Annotated in this window: 17 protein-coding genes and 1 tRNA gene; 5 read left to right on the top strand and 13 right to left on the bottom strand. The window is 58.1% G+C overall.

The annotated features are described in order from the left end of the window. Positions 1 to 3 precede the first annotated feature (3 nt). The gene (locus AC2VNM_RS09305; RefSeq protein WP_483164834.1) at positions 4 to 1,476 is read right to left on the bottom strand and encodes a Do family serine endopeptidase; all 1,473 of its coding nucleotides are present in this window, start codon (positions 1,474 to 1,476) and stop codon (positions 4 to 6) included. A gap of 140 nt (positions 1,477 to 1,616) precedes the next feature. Here AC2VNM_RS09305 and mrdA point away from each other — a divergent pair, with 140 nt between their 5' ends. Together mrdA and kch are read left to right on the top strand one after the other, a co-directional pair. Further along, on the top strand, positions 1,617 to 3,464 hold the full coding sequence (gene mrdA, locus AC2VNM_RS09300; protein ID WP_486913202.1) for a penicillin-binding protein 2: 1,848 nt from the start codon (positions 1,617 to 1,619) through the stop codon (positions 3,462 to 3,464). 211 nt (positions 3,465 to 3,675) lie between these two features. After that, positions 3,676 to 4,914, top strand: coding sequence for a voltage-gated potassium channel protein (gene kch, locus AC2VNM_RS09295; RefSeq protein WP_483164836.1), 1,239 nt, complete (start codon positions 3,676 to 3,678; stop codon positions 4,912 to 4,914). On the opposite strand, the gene AC2VNM_RS09290 is transcribed toward kch, so the two are convergent. The 3 genes from AC2VNM_RS09290 to AC2VNM_RS09280 form a co-directional block, all read right to left on the bottom strand. After that, entirely contained in the window at positions 4,915 to 5,934 is a 1,020-nt protein-coding gene (locus AC2VNM_RS09290) for a septal ring lytic transglycosylase RlpA family protein (protein WP_483164837.1), read from the bottom strand. A 149-nt stretch (positions 5,935 to 6,083) separates the two neighbouring features. Next, positions 6,084 to 6,605 (bottom strand): hypothetical protein, encoded by a 522-nt coding sequence (locus AC2VNM_RS09285; protein ID WP_486913201.1) that lies wholly within the window; start codon positions 6,603 to 6,605, stop codon positions 6,084 to 6,086. A gap of 14 nt (positions 6,606 to 6,619) precedes the next feature. Beyond that, entirely contained in the window at positions 6,620 to 7,000 is a 381-nt protein-coding gene (locus AC2VNM_RS09280) for a glycine zipper domain-containing protein (protein WP_483164839.1), read from the bottom strand. Positions 7,001 to 7,146: 146 nt separating this feature from the next. Between AC2VNM_RS09280 and AC2VNM_RS09275 the strand changes: the two genes are divergently transcribed. From AC2VNM_RS09275 to AC2VNM_RS09265, 3 genes are all read left to right on the top strand, one after another. After that, positions 7,147 to 7,527: a hypothetical protein gene (locus tag AC2VNM_RS09275; RefSeq protein ID WP_486913200.1), complete on the top strand. Its 381-nt coding sequence runs from the start codon at positions 7,147 to 7,149 to the stop codon at positions 7,525 to 7,527. Positions 7,528 to 7,540: 13 nt separating this feature from the next. Next, entirely contained in the window at positions 7,541 to 7,873 is a 333-nt protein-coding gene (locus AC2VNM_RS09270) for a hypothetical protein (protein ID WP_486913199.1), read from the top strand. A 165-nt stretch (positions 7,874 to 8,038) separates the two neighbouring features. After that, complete coding sequence (locus AC2VNM_RS09265; protein ID WP_486913198.1) at positions 8,039 to 8,953, top strand: type IV pilus assembly protein FimV; 915 nt, start codon at positions 8,039 to 8,041, stop codon at positions 8,951 to 8,953. A 1-nt stretch (position 8,954) separates the two neighbouring features. Here AC2VNM_RS09265 and AC2VNM_RS09260 read toward each other — a convergent pair whose 3' ends face one another. The 9 genes from AC2VNM_RS09260 to AC2VNM_RS09220 form a co-directional block, all read right to left on the bottom strand. Next, on the bottom strand, positions 8,955 to 10,547 hold the full coding sequence (locus tag AC2VNM_RS09260) for a SulP family inorganic anion transporter (protein ID WP_486913197.1): 1,593 nt from the start codon (positions 10,545 to 10,547) through the stop codon (positions 8,955 to 8,957). A 118-nt stretch (positions 10,548 to 10,665) separates the two neighbouring features. Beyond that, entirely contained in the window at positions 10,666 to 13,014 is a 2,349-nt protein-coding gene (gene metE / locus AC2VNM_RS09255; RefSeq protein WP_486913196.1) for a 5-methyltetrahydropteroyltriglutamate--homocysteine S-methyltransferase, read from the bottom strand. A gap of 103 nt (positions 13,015 to 13,117) precedes the next feature. Further along, positions 13,118 to 13,897 (bottom strand): bifunctional demethylmenaquinone methyltransferase/2-methoxy-6-polyprenyl-1,4-benzoquinol methylase UbiE, encoded by a 780-nt coding sequence (gene ubiE, locus AC2VNM_RS09250; RefSeq protein WP_483164845.1) that lies wholly within the window; start codon positions 13,895 to 13,897, stop codon positions 13,118 to 13,120. A gap of 11 nt (positions 13,898 to 13,908) precedes the next feature. After that, positions 13,909 to 14,565, bottom strand: a complete 657-nt coding sequence (locus AC2VNM_RS09245; RefSeq protein ID WP_215871642.1) for a glutathione S-transferase family protein — start codon at positions 14,563 to 14,565, stop codon at positions 13,909 to 13,911. A 22-nt stretch (positions 14,566 to 14,587) separates the two neighbouring features. Next, complete coding sequence (gene metW / locus AC2VNM_RS09240; protein WP_483164846.1) at positions 14,588 to 15,196, bottom strand: methionine biosynthesis protein MetW; 609 nt, start codon at positions 15,194 to 15,196, stop codon at positions 14,588 to 14,590. Further along, positions 15,193 to 16,530: a homoserine O-succinyltransferase MetX gene (metX, locus tag AC2VNM_RS09235; protein WP_483164847.1), complete on the bottom strand. Its 1,338-nt coding sequence runs from the start codon at positions 16,528 to 16,530 to the stop codon at positions 15,193 to 15,195. Before metX ends, metW begins: the two co-directional genes overlap by 4 nt. Positions 16,531 to 16,570: 40 nt before the next feature. Continuing rightward, positions 16,571 to 16,646 (bottom strand) — tRNA-His (locus AC2VNM_RS09230). 71 nt (positions 16,647 to 16,717) lie between these two features. After that, positions 16,718 to 17,836: a ribonucleotide-diphosphate reductase subunit beta gene (locus tag AC2VNM_RS09225; protein WP_483164848.1), complete on the bottom strand. Its 1,119-nt coding sequence runs from the start codon at positions 17,834 to 17,836 to the stop codon at positions 16,718 to 16,720. Between the two features lie 24 nt (positions 17,837 to 17,860). Next, positions 17,861 to 20,689: a ribonucleoside-diphosphate reductase subunit alpha gene (locus AC2VNM_RS09220; RefSeq protein ID WP_486913194.1), complete on the bottom strand. Its 2,829-nt coding sequence runs from the start codon at positions 20,687 to 20,689 to the stop codon at positions 17,861 to 17,863. Positions 20,690 to 20,859 lie beyond the last annotated feature (170 nt).

Raw genomic sequence — 20,859 nt, 5'->3', positions numbered from 1 at the left:
TCCTTAGTTTTTGGGCAGATGGATGACTACAAAGAGACTGTTATGTCCCTGACGAATCAGAACGGAAATGGGTTGATGCGCCGGAAGATTCTTGACGATGCTTTCCAGCTGTTCCGGACTGTCGACGGGTTGCTGATCGATCTCCTGAATCGCCATACCCTCATGCAGGCCGATTTCTGCCGCGGGTCCCGGATAGACGCTTTCTATATAAACCCCGTGGCGGATCCCGAGGGCCTTTTTCTCGGCCGCATCCAGGCTACTCACGCGTAAGCCCAGGCGATGAATATCCACTACCTTCTCCATTTCGGCATGGCGCATTTTCTGGGGCATGGTGCCAATGACGACATTGATGGTTTCGGGTTTGCCATCGCGCAGGATGCCGATGGGAACCGTTGTCCCTGGTGGCGTGTCGCCTACCAGCGGCGGCAGGGAGCCGACGCTGTACACCGGCTTGTGATCATAGGTGACAATGACATCGCCAGTCTTGAGGCCCGCTTTTGCGGCGGCCTCATGGGGTTCTACGTTGGCCACCAGCGCCCCTACCGGCTCTTTCAGGTGCAGAGCCTGCGCCATTTGCGGCGTAACCTCTTGCACATCGACGCCGAGCCAGCCGAATTCCAGTTTCTTGTGCGCGAGGAAGGCATCCACTGCACGCATGGCGGTGTTGATGGGGATGCTGAAGGAAAGCCCCATGTAGCCACCATCGTTGGTGTAGATCTGATCGTTGATACCGACCACTTGGCCGGACATATTGAAGATAGGGCCACCGGAGTTGCCTGGATTGATCGGCACGTCACTCTGGATGAAGGGGATATATTCGTCATCATGCGGCAAAGAACGATCCAGGGCACTCACTACTCCCTGCGTGACGGTGTTATAAAAACCGAAGGGCATGCCAATGGCCAGTAGCCATTGACCGACCTTGAGATCTTTTGAATTGCCCAGCTCTACCGTGGGCAAGTCATGGGCGTCGATTTTGAGCAGGGCCGTGTCATAACGCACCGAAAGACCGACGACCTTGGCGGGGTACGCATGATGATTGGTGAGCGTGACAATGATGTGATGCATCCCCCGCACCACGTGACCGGCGGTGACAATGTAGCCGTTGGGGGAAATGATAAAGCCCGAACCGAGGGCCTCTTCCTTCTCTTTCTGTGGTGGCTGCGCACCGGGAAAGTTATGGAAAAATTGATAGAAAGGGGAATTCTTCGGGAACGGATTTTGTCCCTGATTACCACCAACTACCTTGGTATCGGAATCATCGATTTTGACAATGGCATTGCCATATTTCTCGACGATCGGGCTGAAATCCGGTATCGCCACCATCTTTGGACCAGGCGCGTGCAGAACCGGCTTGGGGATGGGCATCTCCTCATTGGCGGCAAAGGAGATACCAGCGGCCCCTAGACCCAAGGCAAATACGGCGCTGCTGACAGCGAGGAGCATTTTGCGAGATTTTGTGGATGTTGCGGTCATAATCGGCTGTTCCCTTTCTGTTTACCGAAAGCTATGACGGGCAGGCTACGGGGGAAGTTCCCGAACACCTTGTGAACATCGATGAATATCCCGGTAGACTTTGGGAACTCTTTGCCCTTTCTATCCTCTATCCCTAGCACATGGATACGCATCGGGACGAATCGCGCCAATTTCGCCGGCGCCTGGGATGGGCGGCGCTGATTTTATTGCTGCTGCTGCTGGTGCTCGTCGCCCGGGTGATCGATCTGCAGGTCTTCCACTACCGGCGCTTTCGTCAGCTGGCACGTGCCAATCACACGGCCATCGTTCCTCTGGCACCGCCGCGCGGCCTGATTCTGGCGGATCATGGGCAGGTCTTGGCGACCAATCGGGCGCGCTATGTCCTTGAGCTGTTCCCGGATGAAGTTCATCACCTGCATGCGACCTTACACCGGCTGCGGCGGGACTTCCCGATCTCGCAAAAGACGGTACAGCACTTGTTACATACCATCGATGACAAGCCGGCCTATCTGCCGCGCGTCCTGCTCACCAAGCTCTCGCCGGAACTGCTGGCGCGTTTTGCCGTGCGTGAGGAAGCATATCCAGGAATTCGTCTTGCCGTGCGCTGGCACCGTTACTACCCTTATGGCAGCCTCTTTGCGAATACCATTGGTTATGTCGGGCCGGTTACTCCTAGAGATCTACAAGGATTTGATCCGCAGCAGTATCTGTATCGGCACACGATTGGCGTCAGTGGCCTGGAGTACACCCTGGAACGGCAATTGCGCGGACATTTTGGCTATGACATCCGCAGCGTGAATGCCTTGGGGGACCCGGTGGCCCCTCTGCGCCGGGTGCCGCCCAAGCCGGGCGACGTGGTGCGCACCACTCTGCGTCTGCGGGTGCAAAAGGCCATTGCCCACGTCATGAAAAAGGAGCACTATCGAGGTGCTCTGATCGCCATCAACCCCAATACCGGGGCGATCCTCGCCAGCGTCAGTAATCCCAGTTTCAATCCCAACTGGTTTGTCGGAGGCATCAGCAGCAAGCATTGGCAGGCACTGCTACATGATCCCGACCACCCGTTACTCAACCGAACCCTTGCTGGATTGTACCCTCCTGGCTCCACCATCAAGCCCTTTTATTCCCTGGAAGCTCTACAGAAAGGTGTGATTGTTCCCAACTTCCATACCTACTGTCCGGGCTACATCAAGGTAGGAGGGCATGTCTTTTGGGACTGGTATCGCTCGGGTTTTGGCGAGACCGGACTGCGCAAGGCGCTGGCCTGGTCGGTCGATGTCTTCTTTTATAAACTGGCGTTGAAGATGGGGATTCAGCTGCAGGACCAGACCCTGTGGCGCTTTGGTTTTGGCAAACCGGCACCCATCGACCTCGCCGGCAGTGCTGCAGGATTCGTCCCTACACCTGCCTGGAAGGTCCGCCAACTCCATGCGCCTTGGTATACTGGTGATACGGTGATTCTGGGGATTGGTCAGGGGTATTTGTTGGCCACCCCAACCCAACTGGTGCGCGGGGTCGCCGCCATTGCCAATGGGGGTAGTTTGCCCTATCTACATCTACTCAGGGATGTGAAAAACCCGCAAACGGGTCAGATCATCAAGCCAGATTTTCCGGCAGCACGCGAGTTACACCTTCCCGGATTTGCCCTGCGTGCCGTGCGCGCGGGGATGCGCGCCTGTGTTACCTCGGGCACCTGCAAGACCGTCGCCTATCCGGGCCTGAGTGTGGCGGGCAAGACTGGCACCGCCGAAGTACCGGTGGGCTACAGAGACGGACGCACGATCTATAACGATGATTCCCTCTTTATCGGTTGGGCGCCTTATCACCACCCGAAAATTGCGGTGGCGGCGGTGGTGGAGGACGGCGGCGGCAATGCGTGGCAGGCCCTGCCACTGGCGAAGGCCGCGATCCTCTCCTATTTGCGTCCCAAGCTGAAATTGCATACGTTTACCAATATCGTCGTTAATCCGGCCCAGGCCTTCGGTTGAGATCGATTGGAACTTGGGTCTACGCTTGTGTTCTAATGTAGCCTCTAGTCAATCGTAAGAATGTAGGAGAGTGGCCATGTTTTATGCGTTTTTCATCGTTCTTAGCCTGCTCTGGGTCATCGCCATGGTCATGGGGATGAAGAGTACCTTCACCAGCGATGATGGTAGCGAGCACTCCTAAAGGGGCATTTGGTAGCGGGTATTTTGGTTCATGATGCGCGCTACCGAGCTGTTTCACTTTTCTCCCTGGCAGCGCTTGCGCCGTTGGGGTACGCGCATGCGTGCCGTTTTGCGTCTCGATCGCTGGTTCCCCCAAATTCCTTTGGCTTTGGCGGTGGCGGCGCTGGGCGCACTCTCTTTGCTACATGCCCTGCCAGCCTTGAAGTCGTTGATCCCGCAATTATCGGTGATCACCCCCAGCAGCAATCTCACAGATCTGCCGATCATGTCCGAGCTTGGCGCTGTTCCAGCGCTGGTCGTGGGTGCGGTGCTCCTGATCATGGCCCTTGGTCTGATCTTCCGTTCCCGCCTGTCCTGGGCTCTGACGCTGATGATTTCGGCCATCAGTCTGGCCCTCCTTCTGCACCGGTACCAGCATCTCAGTGTCGCTATGCTGGCATTCAATGGTTTTATTCTGCTTGGCTTGTTGATCTTTCGACGGCATTTCTCTCGGTCGAGTGTCGCCGCTGGTACGCTCTTCGCTTTTCTCTCCATCGTGCTGCTGCTGAGCTACGCCGTCTTCGGCTCCTATGTCCTGGGAGCGGGTTTCAGCCCGCAAATCAAATCGTTAGAGTCGGCTCTGTATTTTGCTGTGGTGACCATGTCTACCGTCGGCTACGGCGATATCGTCCCTAAAAGTCCGGAAGCACGCTACTTCGTCATCTCCATCATCATCCTCGGGATCACCGTTTTCGCCACATCGATCTCCGCCGTGGTCGTACCGCTGATCAATGGGCGAATGCAGCGCCTGCTGCTGGGCGAGAAAAAATCAGACTGGAGTGACCATTATGTCCTCATCGGTGACAATCTCTTCGCGCAGAATACCTATCGGGCCCTGCGCCGCCGCCACCTGCGCGTGCTGGTGGTAGCGCCGGTGCGACCGGAACCACTGTGGCTACCAGAAGAAGACCTTTTCGTGGGTGACCCTACCGATCCTGAGATTCTTCGCCGCGCTGGTGCGATGCGGGCCTTGGGAGTCCTGGCGCTGCGCAACGATGACAGTGAAAATGCCTTCATCGTTCTCACCGCCAAGGAGATGGCAGTTCCCGGCAAAACCGTGGCCCTGGTGGGAAACCAACGGCACTTGCAACGTCTGCGTCAGACGGGCGTAGACCTGATCATTGCCCCGGAGGTCCTGGGCGGACAGCTACTCGTAGAAAGCCTCATGGGGGAGGAGTTTCACGGCGACGCGGTACTCGATACCATTTTCAGTACTGGCGCCAAGGCCTGATCAGTCAACTCCCTTTTGACTGAGCTGAAAATCGCCCAACTGCAGGCGGCGCAGGCTGTGCACGTAGTCCACAGTATCGTCGGTGCTTGCCAGCGGACCGATCTTGACGACATAGCCCTGGGCGGCGGGGACCAGATGCGCCGTCGTAATTCCGAAAGCCTGTAATTTTTGCCGTTCCGCACGGGCTTGCTGCAATTCCATGGGTTGGGTACTGACCAGGTAAATGACATCTTCGAGTTGGGGGGCGGAAAGCACCGGCCGCGCAGCCGTCGTGACTGGCGTTGCTGGAGCGGACAGCGGTTGCTTGGGACTAGCAAAAGCGCTGGCGACCACCGAGCGCAGTTTGGCCTGGGGATGCTGTACGCCAGAACCAGGCGACTGCGGGGTGGGGGACACACTGGGTATGACCGGTCGAATGTTTTGTACCGGAACCAGTTGCTGCATTACCTGCGGACGATAGGGCGCTGGTGCGGGAACGCTACTTTGCACGGCTTGGATGTTCACCTGCGCCGTTCCCTGGTTGACGATGCCCAAGGCACGCGCACTGCCAATCGATAAATCCATGATTCGCCCAGCAACGAATGGGCCGCGATCATTGACCAGGACGAGAATGCTGCGACCATTTTGCAGATTGGTGACGCGTACGCAGGAGGGTAGGGGCAGCACCCGGCTTGCAGCAGTCAGGCGGTTGTCGTGAAAGGCGGTGCCCATAGCCGTGACGTGACTGGAGGAGGCGATGTCATACCATGAGGCGGTGCCCGTCTGGTTATACCCCTGGGCACTTTGCAGCGGGTGGTACCAGTGCCCATTAATCTCGTAAGGCTGATTGTAGGCCGCCTGCAGATTGGGAGAAGGTGCGTAGCAGGTGGTGCCGGTGGAATAGGCCAGTCCGGAACTCGAACTGCGCGCTATGGACGATGATGGCGATGGTGTGGATACGCTGGCACAGCCGGCCAGGGTCGCGAGCCCGGCGGCAACGCAAGACCAGCGCAGCAGACGGTTGGGTGTCCATTCCTGCATTCCTCTTTTCACCCCCATTTTTCATGGCGAACTGGCGCGCCGCGATACCTATGGTAATACGCGAGACTTTGATCTTAGTAAAATGAAAGATAGAAGAAAAAAACAGAGTTGCCAAGGTGCTTGCAAGCACCGGCACGAATATGAGCGGGTTACCGGCCGATAGTCAGGTATTTTTGTCGGCTCTGCAACCAGCCTTGCATGTTACGCAGATCCCGCCGCAGCAGGCTGGCCATGATTGCCAGCGAAAAGCCGAGCACGCCGAGCGCCGTCCACCACAAAAATGTGGGCATGCCAAAGATGAGGTTTACCAGAAAAACCCCCAATATCGGTCCAAAGAGAAACAGGCTCAGCATCCATTCGCGTCGCAGTAATTCGATACTTGCCCCAAAGCGATCGAGGCACAGGGGATGCACCTCACCATCGGTGTTTTTCAGCGCAACGACTTCGTTGCTATGCAGCAGGATTTCACAATGCTCCTGAGCGGTTTTCTGTCCCGCCGAGGGTATTTGCATGGCCATCTGTCGCCCATTGAGCTCAAGGCGCGCCCAGCGAAGCGGCCCAGAACCGGCAATGACGATCCCCTGTCGTTGCCAGAACGGAACGGTTTTCTGCCAAGTAAGGACGGCTCGCTGCCATGTTTGCTGCTCAGGTAGCGCGTCGTCCTTTACCAAAGCGTCGCCTGCCCTCAATTGGGGGTGCAGGTATAGCCTGCGGGGCAGCTGGGTGGCGTCTGATACTGTGGCGCGGTCGGTGTGCAGGTATATCCTGGCGGGCACTGCACATTGTTGGCAGGGGGGGCGTAATAACCTGGCTGCGCTGGTTGGGGAGCCTGCTGTTCCTGCGACTTGGAGATGCCGTAGCCGGCTAGGCCGCCCAGCCCCGCGCCGATTGCGGCGCCCGCCAATGGCGAACCGGTCTGATTGCCAATGACCGCGCCGGCAATGGAGCCCAGAAGTGCCCCGCCGGTGGTATTGGCCGTGGTCGCGTTACTGGCGTAGGGATTATTGGCACAGCCTGCCAGGATGGCAGGAACCATTGCGATGACTATCCAACGTATTGTCGTCATTGATAACTCCCTCTACTATACCGTTACAGTTGGGTTCACTAGCAATGAATATGGTAGCATTTTACGCCATATGCAAGTAGGTGCCTTGGAGCTTGCTCAAGGTGATCCAGATCTCCTGATGAGAGGATGATTACTTGAAAAGAAACATGATAATGCTGTCGCTGTTGCTTGGGATGGCGGGTTCTCTGAGTGCCTGTAGTTCCACTGTTGCCCCGCAGATCAATCCGGTGCCCTACTACACCTACTATCCTGCCTCCCTTGCGACAGTCGTGAGTGCCACGGAACGCGCCCTGCCGGCTGCCGGTATGCGTTTTACCGGGACGAAGACCGTCAATCCGCAAACGGTAGAGTTGCGCGGATACACTGCAGGAGGAGACGCCATCCTGATCACCTTGCATGGACTTGGGGCGTCGGTCACAAAATTTGATGCGCGGATTGGCCTGTATGGTCACCTGCGCGACGTGCAGGATATCGAGCATTGGGTCGGTAAATATGTGGGAGGAGCGATCTCAGCCCCTGCCAATTAAAATGTGCCACGACTTGAACGTCGTCAGGCCGACACAAACCGTCAGGAAGATCCTGATTGCCGGTCATGTTGGGGCCGGCAAGACCACCGTGTTGCAAACTCTCTTCGGCGATCAGGCGCTCACTACCGATGCACTCCATAGTGAGGCGGTCTCGGACAGCAAAACCACGACCACGGTTGCTATGGATTACGGGGTGATCGATTGCCCGGTGAGCAATGACCGTTTGCACATCTATGCTATCCCAGGACAGGAGCGTTTCCAGTTCATGTTCCGCCCTATCTGCGACATGGTGACCTCCGCTTGTGTCTCACTACCACGGACGTCCGCGATCGGGAAGAAGTGCTGATATTATTGCGGCTCCTCGTTGGTGAAATTGGACAGAGGAACTCTATGGACGATGAATTTCCCTTGGGTGGCGTCCAACGCGGGGTACCACAATCTCCTTCCCGGTAAATTTTCCATTTTCGACTAAGTGCCTAGGCACCGAGTGGCATAGTCAGGAGCGTGATCCGTGCAGGGTTTGATGTTGATCCTGGAAATCGTTGTGGTGGTGCTAGTCGCCATCGAGGTATACATCCGCTTCACAGGACGGCGTAAGGGTAAGAAACCGGCGCGTAGCACCGAGCCTCCCCGAGTCTCGCCTGTGCCGGAAGAGAAGCCCGTCGTCGTGGCGTCTCCTTCCGCCCCGGCGACGGTTGCGCCGCAGCAGGTCGTGCAGGAAGAAGCCCTGAGCGGGGAGGATCTGCTGCGGGAAGCGGATATCTATATGCAGTACGGCCATTATTTACAGGCCGCGACGGTCCTGCGCTGGTATGTGGATCTGCAGCCTGGCGATGGCCGAGCCATCAATCAACTCCTCGACGCTTACCTCGCCCTTGAGGATATGAATGCCTATACGCAGTTGCTCGAAGGCCTTGGCGAATCGAGTGCCATGCCCGGCGACGAGCTTTGGTGGAAGCAACGGGTGGGCGATGGCTTGCGTCGCGATCCGGGAAATCTGGAATTGCTCGTCCTCGCGGAAAAGATGGGCATGCCCATTCCCTCGCCAGAGGTACAACTGCAAGAGCCAATGACGGCGGCCAAGGCGCTGGCATTGGTATCACGCAATACCGACCCGCACTATGGCATTGCCATATTGCAAGCCGCCATCCAGGAAGAACCACTGCGTCTGCCGCTGTATGCAGAACTGCTGCGCATTACCCACAAGCAAAGAGATATCGAGGGCTATATCGACGCCCTGATCCTGATGAATCTAGCGCTCGCTGGTGGTGGTGGCGGCATTCGCGAGCGGATGTTGCGGGCCGGCATGAATTTAGGGCCGCATCCGCTGTGGGAGCGCCTGGCCAGAGATGGCAAAAACCCGGCAGCCCTGCGGCAACTTGCCGCAGAGCGCTCACTCCGTTTATCGCCGAAGCTGCCGGAATAAATTAGATCCGCGCACTCAAGACTGGGTTGCTGAAGTGCTGTTCGTGGACCTGAATCTGGCGCAACGAGGCGGATTCCTCGAAGTTGCGGATTACCTCCAGCACGTCATGGTCGACGAATGCCACTTGCGCACCGTCTAGAGTGAGTACGCTGCCGTTTGGTAGAGAGTCCAGTAGATGTGCCAGATGGGCCTTGTTCACAAAGGTCAATTCGCGTTTGAAGCGCAACAGGTAGTGATTGGGACCTTCCTGACAGAGCTCCAATGCACTGCGATAGTTGGCGCGCAACACGAAAAATAGGCCCACTACCAGCCCGACAGCGACGCCGATCAACAGATCGGTAAAAAGTATGGCGAGAATGGTAATAACAAAGGGGAGCAGCTGTGTCTTGCCCAAAGAATACATGTGGCGAAAGACTTTGGGGTGGGCGAGCTTGAAGCCAACCATGATCAACACCGAAGCCAGGGCCGCGAGCGGGATCTGGTTGAGGAAAGACGCCAACAGCAGTACGGCAATCAGCAGAAAGACACCGTGCAGAAATGCCGCCGCCTTGGTCCTGCCGCCGGCACTGATGTTGGCGCTGGAACGCACGATGACCGACGTCACGGGTAGTCCTCCAATGAGTCCACTGATGATATTAGCCACTCCCTGACCGTAGAGCTCGCCATCCAGAGGCGTACGCCGCTTGAAAGGATCGAGTTTGTCGGCGGCTTCGATGGACAGAAGGCTCTCCAGGCTCGCGACGATGGCGATGGTCACGCCAACGATCCACACCTGCTGCTTACCCAGGCCCGACCAGTCGGGAAACTGCACGAGCTGGCCGAGCTCTGCCATAGAGTGGATGACGGGTAGTTGCACCAGCTTGTCGGTGCCAAGCTGCAGCCCTGGAAATACAGCAGCGAAAAGCAGGTTGAGTAGCGTACCGGCAAGCACGGCCATGAGAGGGCCAGAAAACCAAGTTTGTCTTTTTAGGATCGGGACCAAGTCCCAGAGCAGAAGAATGATCAGGCAGACCACGCTAATCAATAATGCACCCCACTGCAGGTGCCCCAGCGCTCTGAAAATGCCGGAGAAGGTGTTTTCTGTACCACCGCTACTGAATTCCTGGCTGCCAAATTGTCCGAGATCGAAGCCCACTGCATAGGGAAACTGCTTCATGATCAGGATGATACCAATGGCCGCAAGCATGCCTTCGATGACCGCAGAAGGGAAAAAATAGGCAATGCCACCGGCGCGCAGAGCGCCCATCAAGATCTGCAGGCCACCGGCAATGATGACCGCCACCAGGAAAATGGGAAAGCTGTGCAGGTCTTCGATGGCGACAACAATGATGGCCGTGAGCCCGGCGGCGGGCCCACTGACCGAGAGGGGCGATTTGCTGAACAGCGGTACGACCATGCCGCCGACGATGCCCGCCAGAATACCTGCCATCAGCGGCGCCCCAGATGCCAAGGCCACGCCCAGACAGAGGGGGATGGCCACTAAAGCGACGACCAGGGCGGCAGGAACGTCGAAACGCAAATTTGCAAGGGGTGAAAGATTGATTTTTTGGACAGCAGGATGCTGCCCGGCGGAAGATGTCTGTGGCAGACTCATCCGTTGGCTCCCTTTATCAGATATGGCGAGCCATTAGAGTAACAGAGGGCAAGCTAGTTCCCTAGCCATAAAAAACCCCCGCAAGGCGGGGGTTTTTGGGTTTGGAAAACCTCTGTGCTCAGACCAGGCGCTGGCGAATTTCCTGGGTGGCCTTCACCATGTTCTCCAGGGCTGGGGTCACCTCGGCCCACTTGCGGGTTTTCAGGCCGCAGTCGGGGTTGACCCAAAGACGCTCGGCAGGGACCACCTTGGCGGCCTTTTCCATGAGTTGCACCATCTCTTCCACACTGGGTACCCGTGGAGAGTGGATGTCATAGACGCCCGGCCCAATCTCGTTGGGGTAGTTGAAGGTGGCAAAGGCATCGAGTAGCTCCATCTGCGAGCGGGAGGTCTCGATGGTGATCACATCCGCGTCCATCGCCGCGATGGCCGGCAGGATGTCGTTGAACTCCGAGTAGCACATATGGGTATGGATCTGCACGTCATCGGGGGCGATCTGCGCCGAGATGCGGAAGGCACGCGAGGCCCAGTCCAGATACTTATTCCAATCCTTGCGCTTGAGGGGCAGACCTTCGCGGTAGGCCGGTTCGTCAATCTGTATAATGCCGATGCCGGCGTCGATCAGATCCTTGACCTCATCACGGATGGCCAGGGCGATCTGCAGGGCGGTGCGCTCGCGCGGCTGATCGTCACGCACAAAGGACCATTGCAGGATGGTGACCGGACCCGTGAGCATGCCTTTCATCGGCTTGCTGGTGAGGGACTGGGCGTATTTGGCCCATTCCACCGTCATCGGGTGCGGACGCGAGACATCACCGAAGATGAGTGGCGGCTTCACATAGCGGGAGCCGTAACTCTGTACCCAGCCGTGACGGGTGAAGGCGAAGCCGGCGAGCTGCTCACCAAAGTACTCGACCATGTCGTTGCGCTCGGGCTCACCATGCACTGGCACGTCCAAGCCCAGGCGTTCCTGTTCCTTGACTACCAGGGCGACCTCGGCCTCCATCATCTTGTGGTATTCGGCGTCAGATAGCTCACCCTTACGATTTTGCAGCCGTGCCTTGCGAATTTCCGGTGTCTGCGGAAAGCTGCCGATGGTGGTGGTAGGGAAGGGGGGCAATTTGAAACGCGCCGCCTGGGCCTTGGCACGAGCCGGGAAGGGGCTGCGGCGTTGGCCATCATCGTTGCCCAGCTCCTGCAAGCGGGCGTTGACGGCGGCGTTGTGGATGCGTGGCGAACTCTTGCGCGAGGTGACGGCCTTGCGCGCCGCTTCCAGCTCCTGGGCAACCGCTGACTCTCCCTTGTCGATTGCGCGGGCGAGCAGCGAAAGCTCATCCAGCTTCTGCACGGAGAAGGCCAACCAGGATTTGAGTTCGTCATCCAGTTCCGTTTCCTGGGCCAAATCTACCGGACTGTGCATTAGGCTGCAGGAAGGCGCGATCCACAGACGATCACCGAGGGCTTTGTGCGCTGGAGCCAACGATTCCAGAGCGGCGTCGAGGTCGGTTCGCCATACGTTACGTCCATCCACGACGCCTAGAGAGAGGATCTTGTCGGCCGGGTAGTCCTGCAAGAAAATGTCGCGTTGCGCTGGCGCCCGCCGCAGATCCAGATGCAGTCCCGCCACGGGCAGGGCCTTGAGCCGTGCGGCATGGTCGGCGACGGACTCAAAGTAGGTGGCAAGCAGGATCTTGGGTGCCTTACCCTGAGTCAGCTGTGCATAGGCCTTGTCCAGTGCGTCCAGCCACTCCTGCGGCAGATCGAGGACCAGCGCCGGCTCGTCCATCTGCACCCACTCGACGCCAGCCGCGGCCAGCTTGGCAAGGATCTCGGTGTAGACGGGCAGGACTTTGGGCAACAGACTCAGGCGATCGAAGCCGCTGTGGCGGGGCGCCTCATCGTGGCCAGTGCAGCCCTCATCGTGGCGATGGCCAGCCTCGCCATGGGCGCTGCCCAGGTCCTTTTCCTTACCCAGCCACAGGTAGGTCAGCGGACCCACCAGCACCGGCTTGGTATTCAGGCCCAAGGCTTGGGCCTCTTTCACCTGGGCAAAAATCCGCTCGCTGCTCAGCCGGAACTCCATATCCTCATGGAATTCGGGGACGATGTAATGGTAATTGGTATCAAACCATTTGGTCATTTCCATGGCCGGCTGCGTCTTGGACCCACGCGCCATGGCAAAGAAGGTGTCACGATCGACTTCGCCACCAGCAAATTCGTAGCGGGGCGGGATCGCGCCCAGGGTGCAGCTCATGTCGAGCATTTGATCGTAAAAGGTGAAATCGCCCACGGGGACGAGATCGACGCCGCAGGTCTGCTGGATACGCCAGTGACGCTCCCGCAGTTGCGCACCCCGTGCCTCCAGCTCGGCGCCGTCGATTTCGCCAGACCAATAGGCCTCGGTGGCCTTCTTCAGCTCACGCTTGTGGCCGATGCGGGGAAAACCAAGATTGTGCACCCGGGTCATGTCATCACTCCTCTGCCAAAATTGCCGCCATCATGCCCCGCTGGTGGATGCGGCTCAAGTGGGAAATTTTACGCCGGGGGATGAATCCCCTTCACTGGCAGGATCAGTCGAGACGAAAGCCGCGGTGGATGGCGACGATGCCACCGGACAGATTATGCACATCGACCCGCGCAAAACCGGCATCCTCCATCATCATGCGGAAGGTGTCCTGGTCGGGAAAGCGGCGTATGGACTCCACCAGATACTGATAACTGTCGCGGTCCTTGGCGACGATTTCGCCAATCTTGGGCAGGATATTGAAGGAGTAAAGATCGTAGATCTGCTGCAGGCCCGGCCAACGCGGATGCGAAAACTCGAGGATCAAGGCGCGGCCGCCAACCTTGAGTACCCGGTAGATCTCCGCCAGGGCGCGTTCGGGATGGGTCATATTGCGGATGCCAAAAGCTAAGGTAACGAGATCAAATTGTTGGTCGGGGAAGGGCAGCTCTTCGGCATTGGCCTCAACGAACTCGACGCCGGCCAGCATGCCCTTGTCGGCGAGGCGCTTTTCGCCGACCGCCAGCATCTCCGGGTTGATGTCGGAGACGACGATGCGACCATTTGGCTGTAGACGTTTATAGAGAAGCGCCGCCAGGTCTCCGGTGCCGCCGGCCAGATCCAGCACCTGCTGCCCCGGGCGGGGCCGGGCCAGGTCTACCGTGTAGCGCTTCCACAGCCGATGCACCCCCAGCGACATCAAATCGTTCATCAGGTCGTAGCTGCTCGCAACGCTGCTGAACACCCCGCGCACCAGCTTTTCCTTTTCCGCCTCTGGAACTTCCTGATAGCCAAAATGGGTGGTGGCAGACTCTTGCTCGTTTTCCGGCAGGTTGTGATCGGTCATCCCTCTCTCCATTAGATTGAACGCAGCAGTAAACTGCCTTTCTCGCTCAAATAGTTACGCAGCAGGCTGGCAAAATCCGCCCGCACCGAGCTGGCGACTTCCGGCAACTCCATGAGTTGCGCGGTCCACCGCCGTAGTTTGCCGAGACTTTCCCAGCTCGGCAATGGTCGCAGGGCATGGAGGATTTCCATGCGCATGAAGAGCGGGGCGATGGCGGCGTCGACTAGGCTGAAGCGCTCTCCTGCGAAAAAAGGTCCGTCGCCCATTGCCGTTTCCAGTCGTTGCAGTTTATCGAAGAGCTGCCGGTGCGCCGCAGTAAAGCGTTCCTCTCCCTGCGCCACCATCATCTGAAACTGATCTCCCAGCGCCTCGCCCCCCAGGGCGATCCACGCCCGGTGCCGTGCCCTTTCCAGGGGGTCCGCAGGGTGCAAGGGCGGCGGCAGAGTCTCGTCGAGATACTCGTTGATGACCTGTGATTCAAAGAGCACGGTATCGTTATCGATACGCAGGCAGGGAACCTTACCCAGAGGCGAGATGGCCAGAAACCACTCAGGTTTGTGGGCCAGGTCGATATGGGTCAGGGTGAAGAGAACCTCTTTATGCAGCAGGGTGATGACCGAGCGCTGCACATAGGGGCATAGAGGAAAGCTGATCAATTCCAGGGTCATGGCTGGCTCCAGCGGCGTGCGCTCAGTCCGCCTTGGCGCATCGATAGAGTGCCACTTCTCCGAGAAGATTGGGCAGAATGCGGTTACTCGCGGTGTTGCGACGGCGATCGTCCAACACTACGCGCTCGCGCACCTCGATGCGATTTTTGTGGCACAGGGCGTCAAAGTCGCGAATGGTACAAAGGTGGATGTTAGGGGTATCGTACCACGTATGTGGCAAAACGTCGGTCATGGGCATGTGCCCGCCGACCCCGAGTTGCCAGCGCGCGCGCCAATGCCCCATGTTGGGGAAGGTGACGATGCCTTCGCGACCCACTCGCAACATTTCCAGGAGAAGATCAAGTGGATAATGCACCGCCTGCAGGGTCAACGACAGAACCACCGTATCCACGCTACCGCTGGCAAATTGCCGCAAGCCACTATCCAGGTCCTGTTGCAGGACCGGCACGCCCCGCCGCAAGGCCGCCGCCACCCGCTCATCGTCTAGTTCGATACCGTAACCCTTGACCTGTTTTTGCTGCTGCAGATGAGAGAGCAATTCCCCTTCGCCGCAACCCAGGTCGAGCACGCGGCTCCCTGGACGAATCCAGTCGGCAATGATCTGCAGATCGCGTCGCAATGTCTGGTTCATACGCCGAGCTCCTCTGCCATACGCTCCAGATAAGAGCGCATGACCCGTAAGTACTGGGGAATCGGTAGCAGAAACGAGTCATGCCCATGATGGGATTCAATTTCGGCATAGCTCACATGCGCGCCTGTGGTATACAGGGCCTGCACGATCTCGCGCGAACGCTCGGGTGAAAAACGCCAATCGCTGCTGAAGCTGACGACCAAAAATTTGGCCTGGACGCTGGCAAACGCGGCCGCGAGATTGCCTCCGTAAGCGGCAGCGGGATCAAAGTAGTCGAGTGCCTTGGTGATGTAGAGGTAGCTGTTGGCATCGAAGTGCTCGACGAAGCGGGACCCCTGATAGCGCAGGTAGCTTTCGACCTCGAAATCAATGTCAAAGCCATAGGAAAGACTCTTGCCTAGCCGCGTTTCCCGACCGAATTTCTGGCCCATGGCATCGTCGGAGAGATAGGTGATATGGCCGATCATCCGCGCCAGGGCAAGGCCGTGGCGTGGCTTGCTCTCGTAGCGGTAATAGTGCCCGCCATGAAAATCGGGATCGGTCATGATCGCCTGGCGACAGACCTCGTTGAAACCGATGTTCTGCGCACTCAGATTGGGCGCTGCAGCAATGACGAGGGCATGCCGCAAGCGCTCCGGGTAATCGATGGCCCATTGCAGGACCTGCATGCCACCCAGGCTTCCGCCAACGATCGCCGCCCAGCAATCGATGCCGAGATGATCGCTGAGGATGACCTGGGTACGAACCCAGTCCGATACGGTCACCATGGGAAAGTCCATCCCCCAAGGCTCGTTGCTTGCCGGGTTGATGCTCGCCGGTCCGGTGGAGCCCTTGCAGGAGCCAATGAAATTGCTGCACACCACAAAAAAATGTCGCGTATCGATGGGTTTGCCGGGCCCGATCATGCTGTCCCACCAGCCTGGTTTTTTGTCCGTTGGGGAATGGTAACCGGCAGCATGATGGTCGCCAGACAATGCATGACAGATCAAAATGGCGTTGCTGCGAGCGCTGTTCAACGTACCATAGCACTCGTAGCGCAGAGTGTAGCCGGGTAGACTGCGGCCACATTCCAAGAGTAGATCTTCTGTGATGTGGAGATCCTGGTACTCTACCAGTCCCACGCAATCATCGGGTATGCGCTCCGGCATCAACGTCCCGCCTGGCTTGTAAGAAAGGCTGAGTCTACTCAGGGGGCGCGCGGCGAACAAGCGCTCGATAGGCGTCCGAATGAAAAATTCCAGGGGCGACAGGATCCGCTTCTGCGTGGCGAGTTCTTCCACGGTCCGCTCTTCGGAGGCAGCATCGTACCAGAGGGTCGGGAGTTCCTTTAGCAAAGAAAAGGGCCTAAACCTATGTTCAGACCCTTGTTTTGTATGGGGTGACTGATGGGGCTCGAACCCACGACAACCGGAATCACAATCCGGGGCTCTACCTGCTGAGCTACAGTCACCGAAGAGTAAAAATAATAACGCCCGCAGGCCCTCCTCCGCAAGATCTTCGGCGGGGCCTCCGGGCGGGAGATCAATCCCAGCTCAGGGCGCCACCGGTTTGATATTCGGTGACCCGGGTCTCGAAGAAGTTCTTTTCCTTCTTCAGATCCATCATCTCGCTCATCCACGGGAAGGGATTTTTCACCCCCTCCCACTGCGGCTTGAGGCCGATCTGGCTGAGTCGCCGGTTGCCAATGAAATGCACATAGTCCTTGAACATTGGCGCATTCAGCCCGAGCACGCCACGTGGCATGGTGTCGTCGGCGTAGGCGCATTCGAGTGCCACGCCCTGACGAATCAGGTCGATGACCTCTTCCTGGAATTCCTCGGTCCACAGGTGCGGATTTTCGATCTTGATCTGGTTGATCATGTCGATGCCGAAATTGCAGTGCATCGATTCGTCGCGCAGGATGTACTGGTACTGTTCGGCGGCACCGACCATCTTGTTCTGCCGCCCCATGGCCAGGATCTGACTGAAACCGACATAAAAGAACGTGCCTTCCATGATGCAGGCGAAAACGATCAGGGAGCGCAGCAAGAGCTGGTCATTTTCTGGCGTGCCGGTCTTGAAATTGGGGTCCGCGAGGACCTCAATGAACGGGATGAGAAAATCATCCTTGGCGCGTACCGAGGGGACTTCATGATACATATTGAAGATCTCCCCTTCGTCGAGCCCCAGGGATTCGACGATGTACTGGTAGGCGTGGGTATGAATGGCCTCTTCAAAGCCCTGGCGCAGCAGATACTGGCGGCACTCGGGCGCGGTGATGTGACGGTAGGTACCGAGCACGATGTTATTGGCTGCCAGACTATCGGCGGTCACAAAAAAGCCGAGATTGCGCTTGACGATGCGGCGCTCGTCCTCCGTCAGACCTTTTGGGTCTTTCCAGAGGGCGATGTCGCGAGCCATTTGCACTTCCTGCGGCATCCAGTGATTGGCGCAGGCCGCGAGATACTTATCCCAGGCCCACTGGTACTTGAACGGTACCAGTTGGTTAACGTCGGCCTTGCCATTGATGATGCGTTTGTCTTCGGCGCGCACACGGGCAAAGCTGCTGGCCTGGATGCCGATATCGGCGCCGGCCTGACCTTGTTCGTGGTAAGCAGGCAGGGTGATGGACTTCGGTTGTTCTTCTGCAAAATCTAGCATCGGTTTCTCCAGTTTTCGGCCGCCTTACTGGCAGGCCTCGCAGGTGGGGTCGTCAATGGCGCAGGCCTTGAGGCTGCCGGGCACAGCATTGAGGGTGCCGGTCTGCACCGTGGATTTTTCTGCCGCGGTGGCGCCCAGGGAACGCAGGTAATAGGTCGTTTTGATGCCGCGCCGCCAAGCCAAGCGATAGGTATCATCGATCTTCTTGCCCGAGGGCTTACCGAAATACAGATTCAGGCTCTGCGACTGATCCAGCCACTTCTGCCGCCTGCCGCCTGCTTCGATCAACCAGACGGGATCAGTCTCGAAGGCATTGGCATAGAGGGGCTTGAGAGCGGCTGGGATGCGGTCGATGGGTGCGACCGAGCCATCGAAGTACTTGAGATCGTTGACCATCACCTCATCCCATAGATTCAGGCGCTTGAGATCCTCCACCAAATACTGATTGACCACGGTGAACTCGCCGGAAAGGTTCGATTTGACGTAGAGGTTCTGGTAGATCGGCTCAATCCCCTGGCTGACTCCTACAATATTGGAGATCGTCGCCGTCGGGGCAATGGCCAGGCAGTTGCTGTTGCGCATGCCGCCGCGCACCTTCTCGCGCAGGCCCGACCAGTCGAGCTGCTGGCTGCGGTCGAGATCGACCCCCTGACTGCGGCTCTGCGCCAGAATCTCGATGCTGTCGATAGGCAGTATCCCCTGACTCCACAAGGATCCAGGGAAGCTTTGATAGGCGCCGCGCTCGCGGGCGAGATCGGCCGAGGCATCGATGGCGTGATAGCTGATCAGTTCCTGGCTGATATCCGCAAAGCGCACTGCAGCATCCGAGGCATAGGGAATGCGCAGGGCGAGAAGGGCGTCGGAGAAACCCATCAAACCCAGTCCTACGGGGCGGTGACGCAGATTACTATTGCGTGCCTTGCCGAGGGCGTAGTAGTTGATGTCTATGACATTGTCGAGCATGCGCATGGCCACCCGGATGGTGCGCGCCAACTTTTCGCCATCGATGGCGGCGAGGATCTGCTCCGCGCTCAGGTCAGGGTTCAGGGCCAGCGGATCCTGCCCCGCCGGCTGACGCAGATGCGTGACAAAATTCACCGACCCCAGGTTGCAGACGGCGATTTCCTTGTCGCTGGTGTTCAGGGTGATCTCAGTACAGAGATTGGAGCTGTGCACCACGCCTGCATGCTGCTGCGGGCTGCGCAAATTGCAGGGGTCCTTGAAGGCGATCCACGGATGACCGGTCTCGAAGAGCATGGTCAGCATCTTGCGCCACAGTTGCACGGCCGGCAGTCGCTTGTAGAGCTCGATCTTGCCTGCCAGTGCCTGCTCTTCGTATTCCTCGTAACGGGCGCGGAAGGCAGCACCGGTCAGATCATGGAGCTCGGGGACGTCGTTGGGACTGAAGAGCGTCCAGTCGGCGCCCGCCTCTACCCGTTCCATGAATAGGTCGGGGATCCAGTTGGCGGTGTTCATATCGTGGGTACGGCGCCGATCATCGCCGGTGTTCTTGCGCAGCTCGAGAAATTCTTCGATGTCCAGATGCCAGGTTTCGAGATAGGCGCAGACGGCACCCTTGCGCTTGCCGCCCTGATTGACGGCAACCGCGGTGTCATTCACCACTTTAAGGAAGGGGACCACGCCTTGGCTCTTACCGTTGGTGCCCTTGATGTAAGAACCCAGAGCGCGTACCCGTGTCCAGTCATTGCCGAGTCCACCGGAATACTTGGAGAGCAGGGCATTGTCCTTGATCGACTCGTAGATGCCATCGAGATCATCGGCGACGGTGGTGAGGAAGCAGCTCGACAACTGCGGTCGTAGCGTGCCGGAATTGAATAGGGTAGGAGTGGAGCTGACGAAATCGAATTGAGAAAGCACCTCATAGAAGGCGATGGCCTGCTCTTCGCGATCGATCTCCTCGATGGCGAGGCCCATTGCGACGCGCATCCAGAACGCCTGCGGCAATTCGATGCGCCGCTCGCGCAGGTGCAGGAAATAGCGATCATAGAGGATCTGCAGGCCCAGATACTGGAAATTCAGGTCACGCTCCGGGCGTAGCGCTGCCGTAATGCGATCGAGATCGAACTGCGCCAGGCGCGGGTCAATCAGTTCGTGCTCGATGCCCGTGGCCAGATAATCGCGAAAATAGTCGCTGTAGCGCTCTGTCATCTGCGCCTGGGTACATGGCTGCCCGATCACTTCGCGACGGATACGGTCGAGGAGCAGGCGCGCCGACACATAGGCATAGGCGGGGTCACGCTCGATCAGGATGCGACTGGCAAGGATGGGGGCCTGATAGAGTTCAGCCTCACTGATCCCATCATAGAGATTTTTCAGGGTGGATTGCAGGATCAGTTCTGGGGAAACCGCTGTACCCAAACCGGCACAGGCTTCGTCGATGACCGCCCGCAAGCGCTCGCGATCGAGGGGGTGGCTGCTGCCATCGGCCTGACGCACCTGCAATTCCGTGCATAGCTCCTGCTCCTGCTGTTTCTGCCGAGCGCGTTCCCGTGCGCGCTCTTCCCGGTAGAGAACGTAAGCGCGCGCCACCTCATGTTCCCCGGCACGCATCAGCGCCAATTCGACCTGATCCTGGATATCTTCGATGTGGAAGGTTCCGCCGCCCGGTTGCCGACGCCCCAGTGCGCCGAGCACCTGTTCCGTAAGCTTTGCTACCTGTTCCCGGACACGCGCACTGGCGGCTCCGCCCGTGCCTTGCACCGCGAGGAAGGCTTTGGTCATGGCGACCTGAATCTTGCTGGCATCGAAGGGCACCACCGCTCCATTGCGGCGGATGACGCGATGACGGGAATCGGACAGGTCTGGGACAACGGCTGTGGCAGTGCTGGGCATGGGCTCCTCCTTGGTGATAGCACAAAATATAGTTATCTCAGCGCCATTGTCAACACTATATATAGTGTTGACAAGCTGTGGATGACCTGGGGATTGGCAGTGCAGAAATTACATAAAAAATTTAGACTTGTTCTATATCGCTGGCCGGCGCATACTCTTTTGGAATATTC

This window comes from Acidithiobacillus sp. TH-A67 (assembly GCF_057473545.1).
This window is presented reverse-complemented; position numbering and strand designations above follow the sequence as displayed.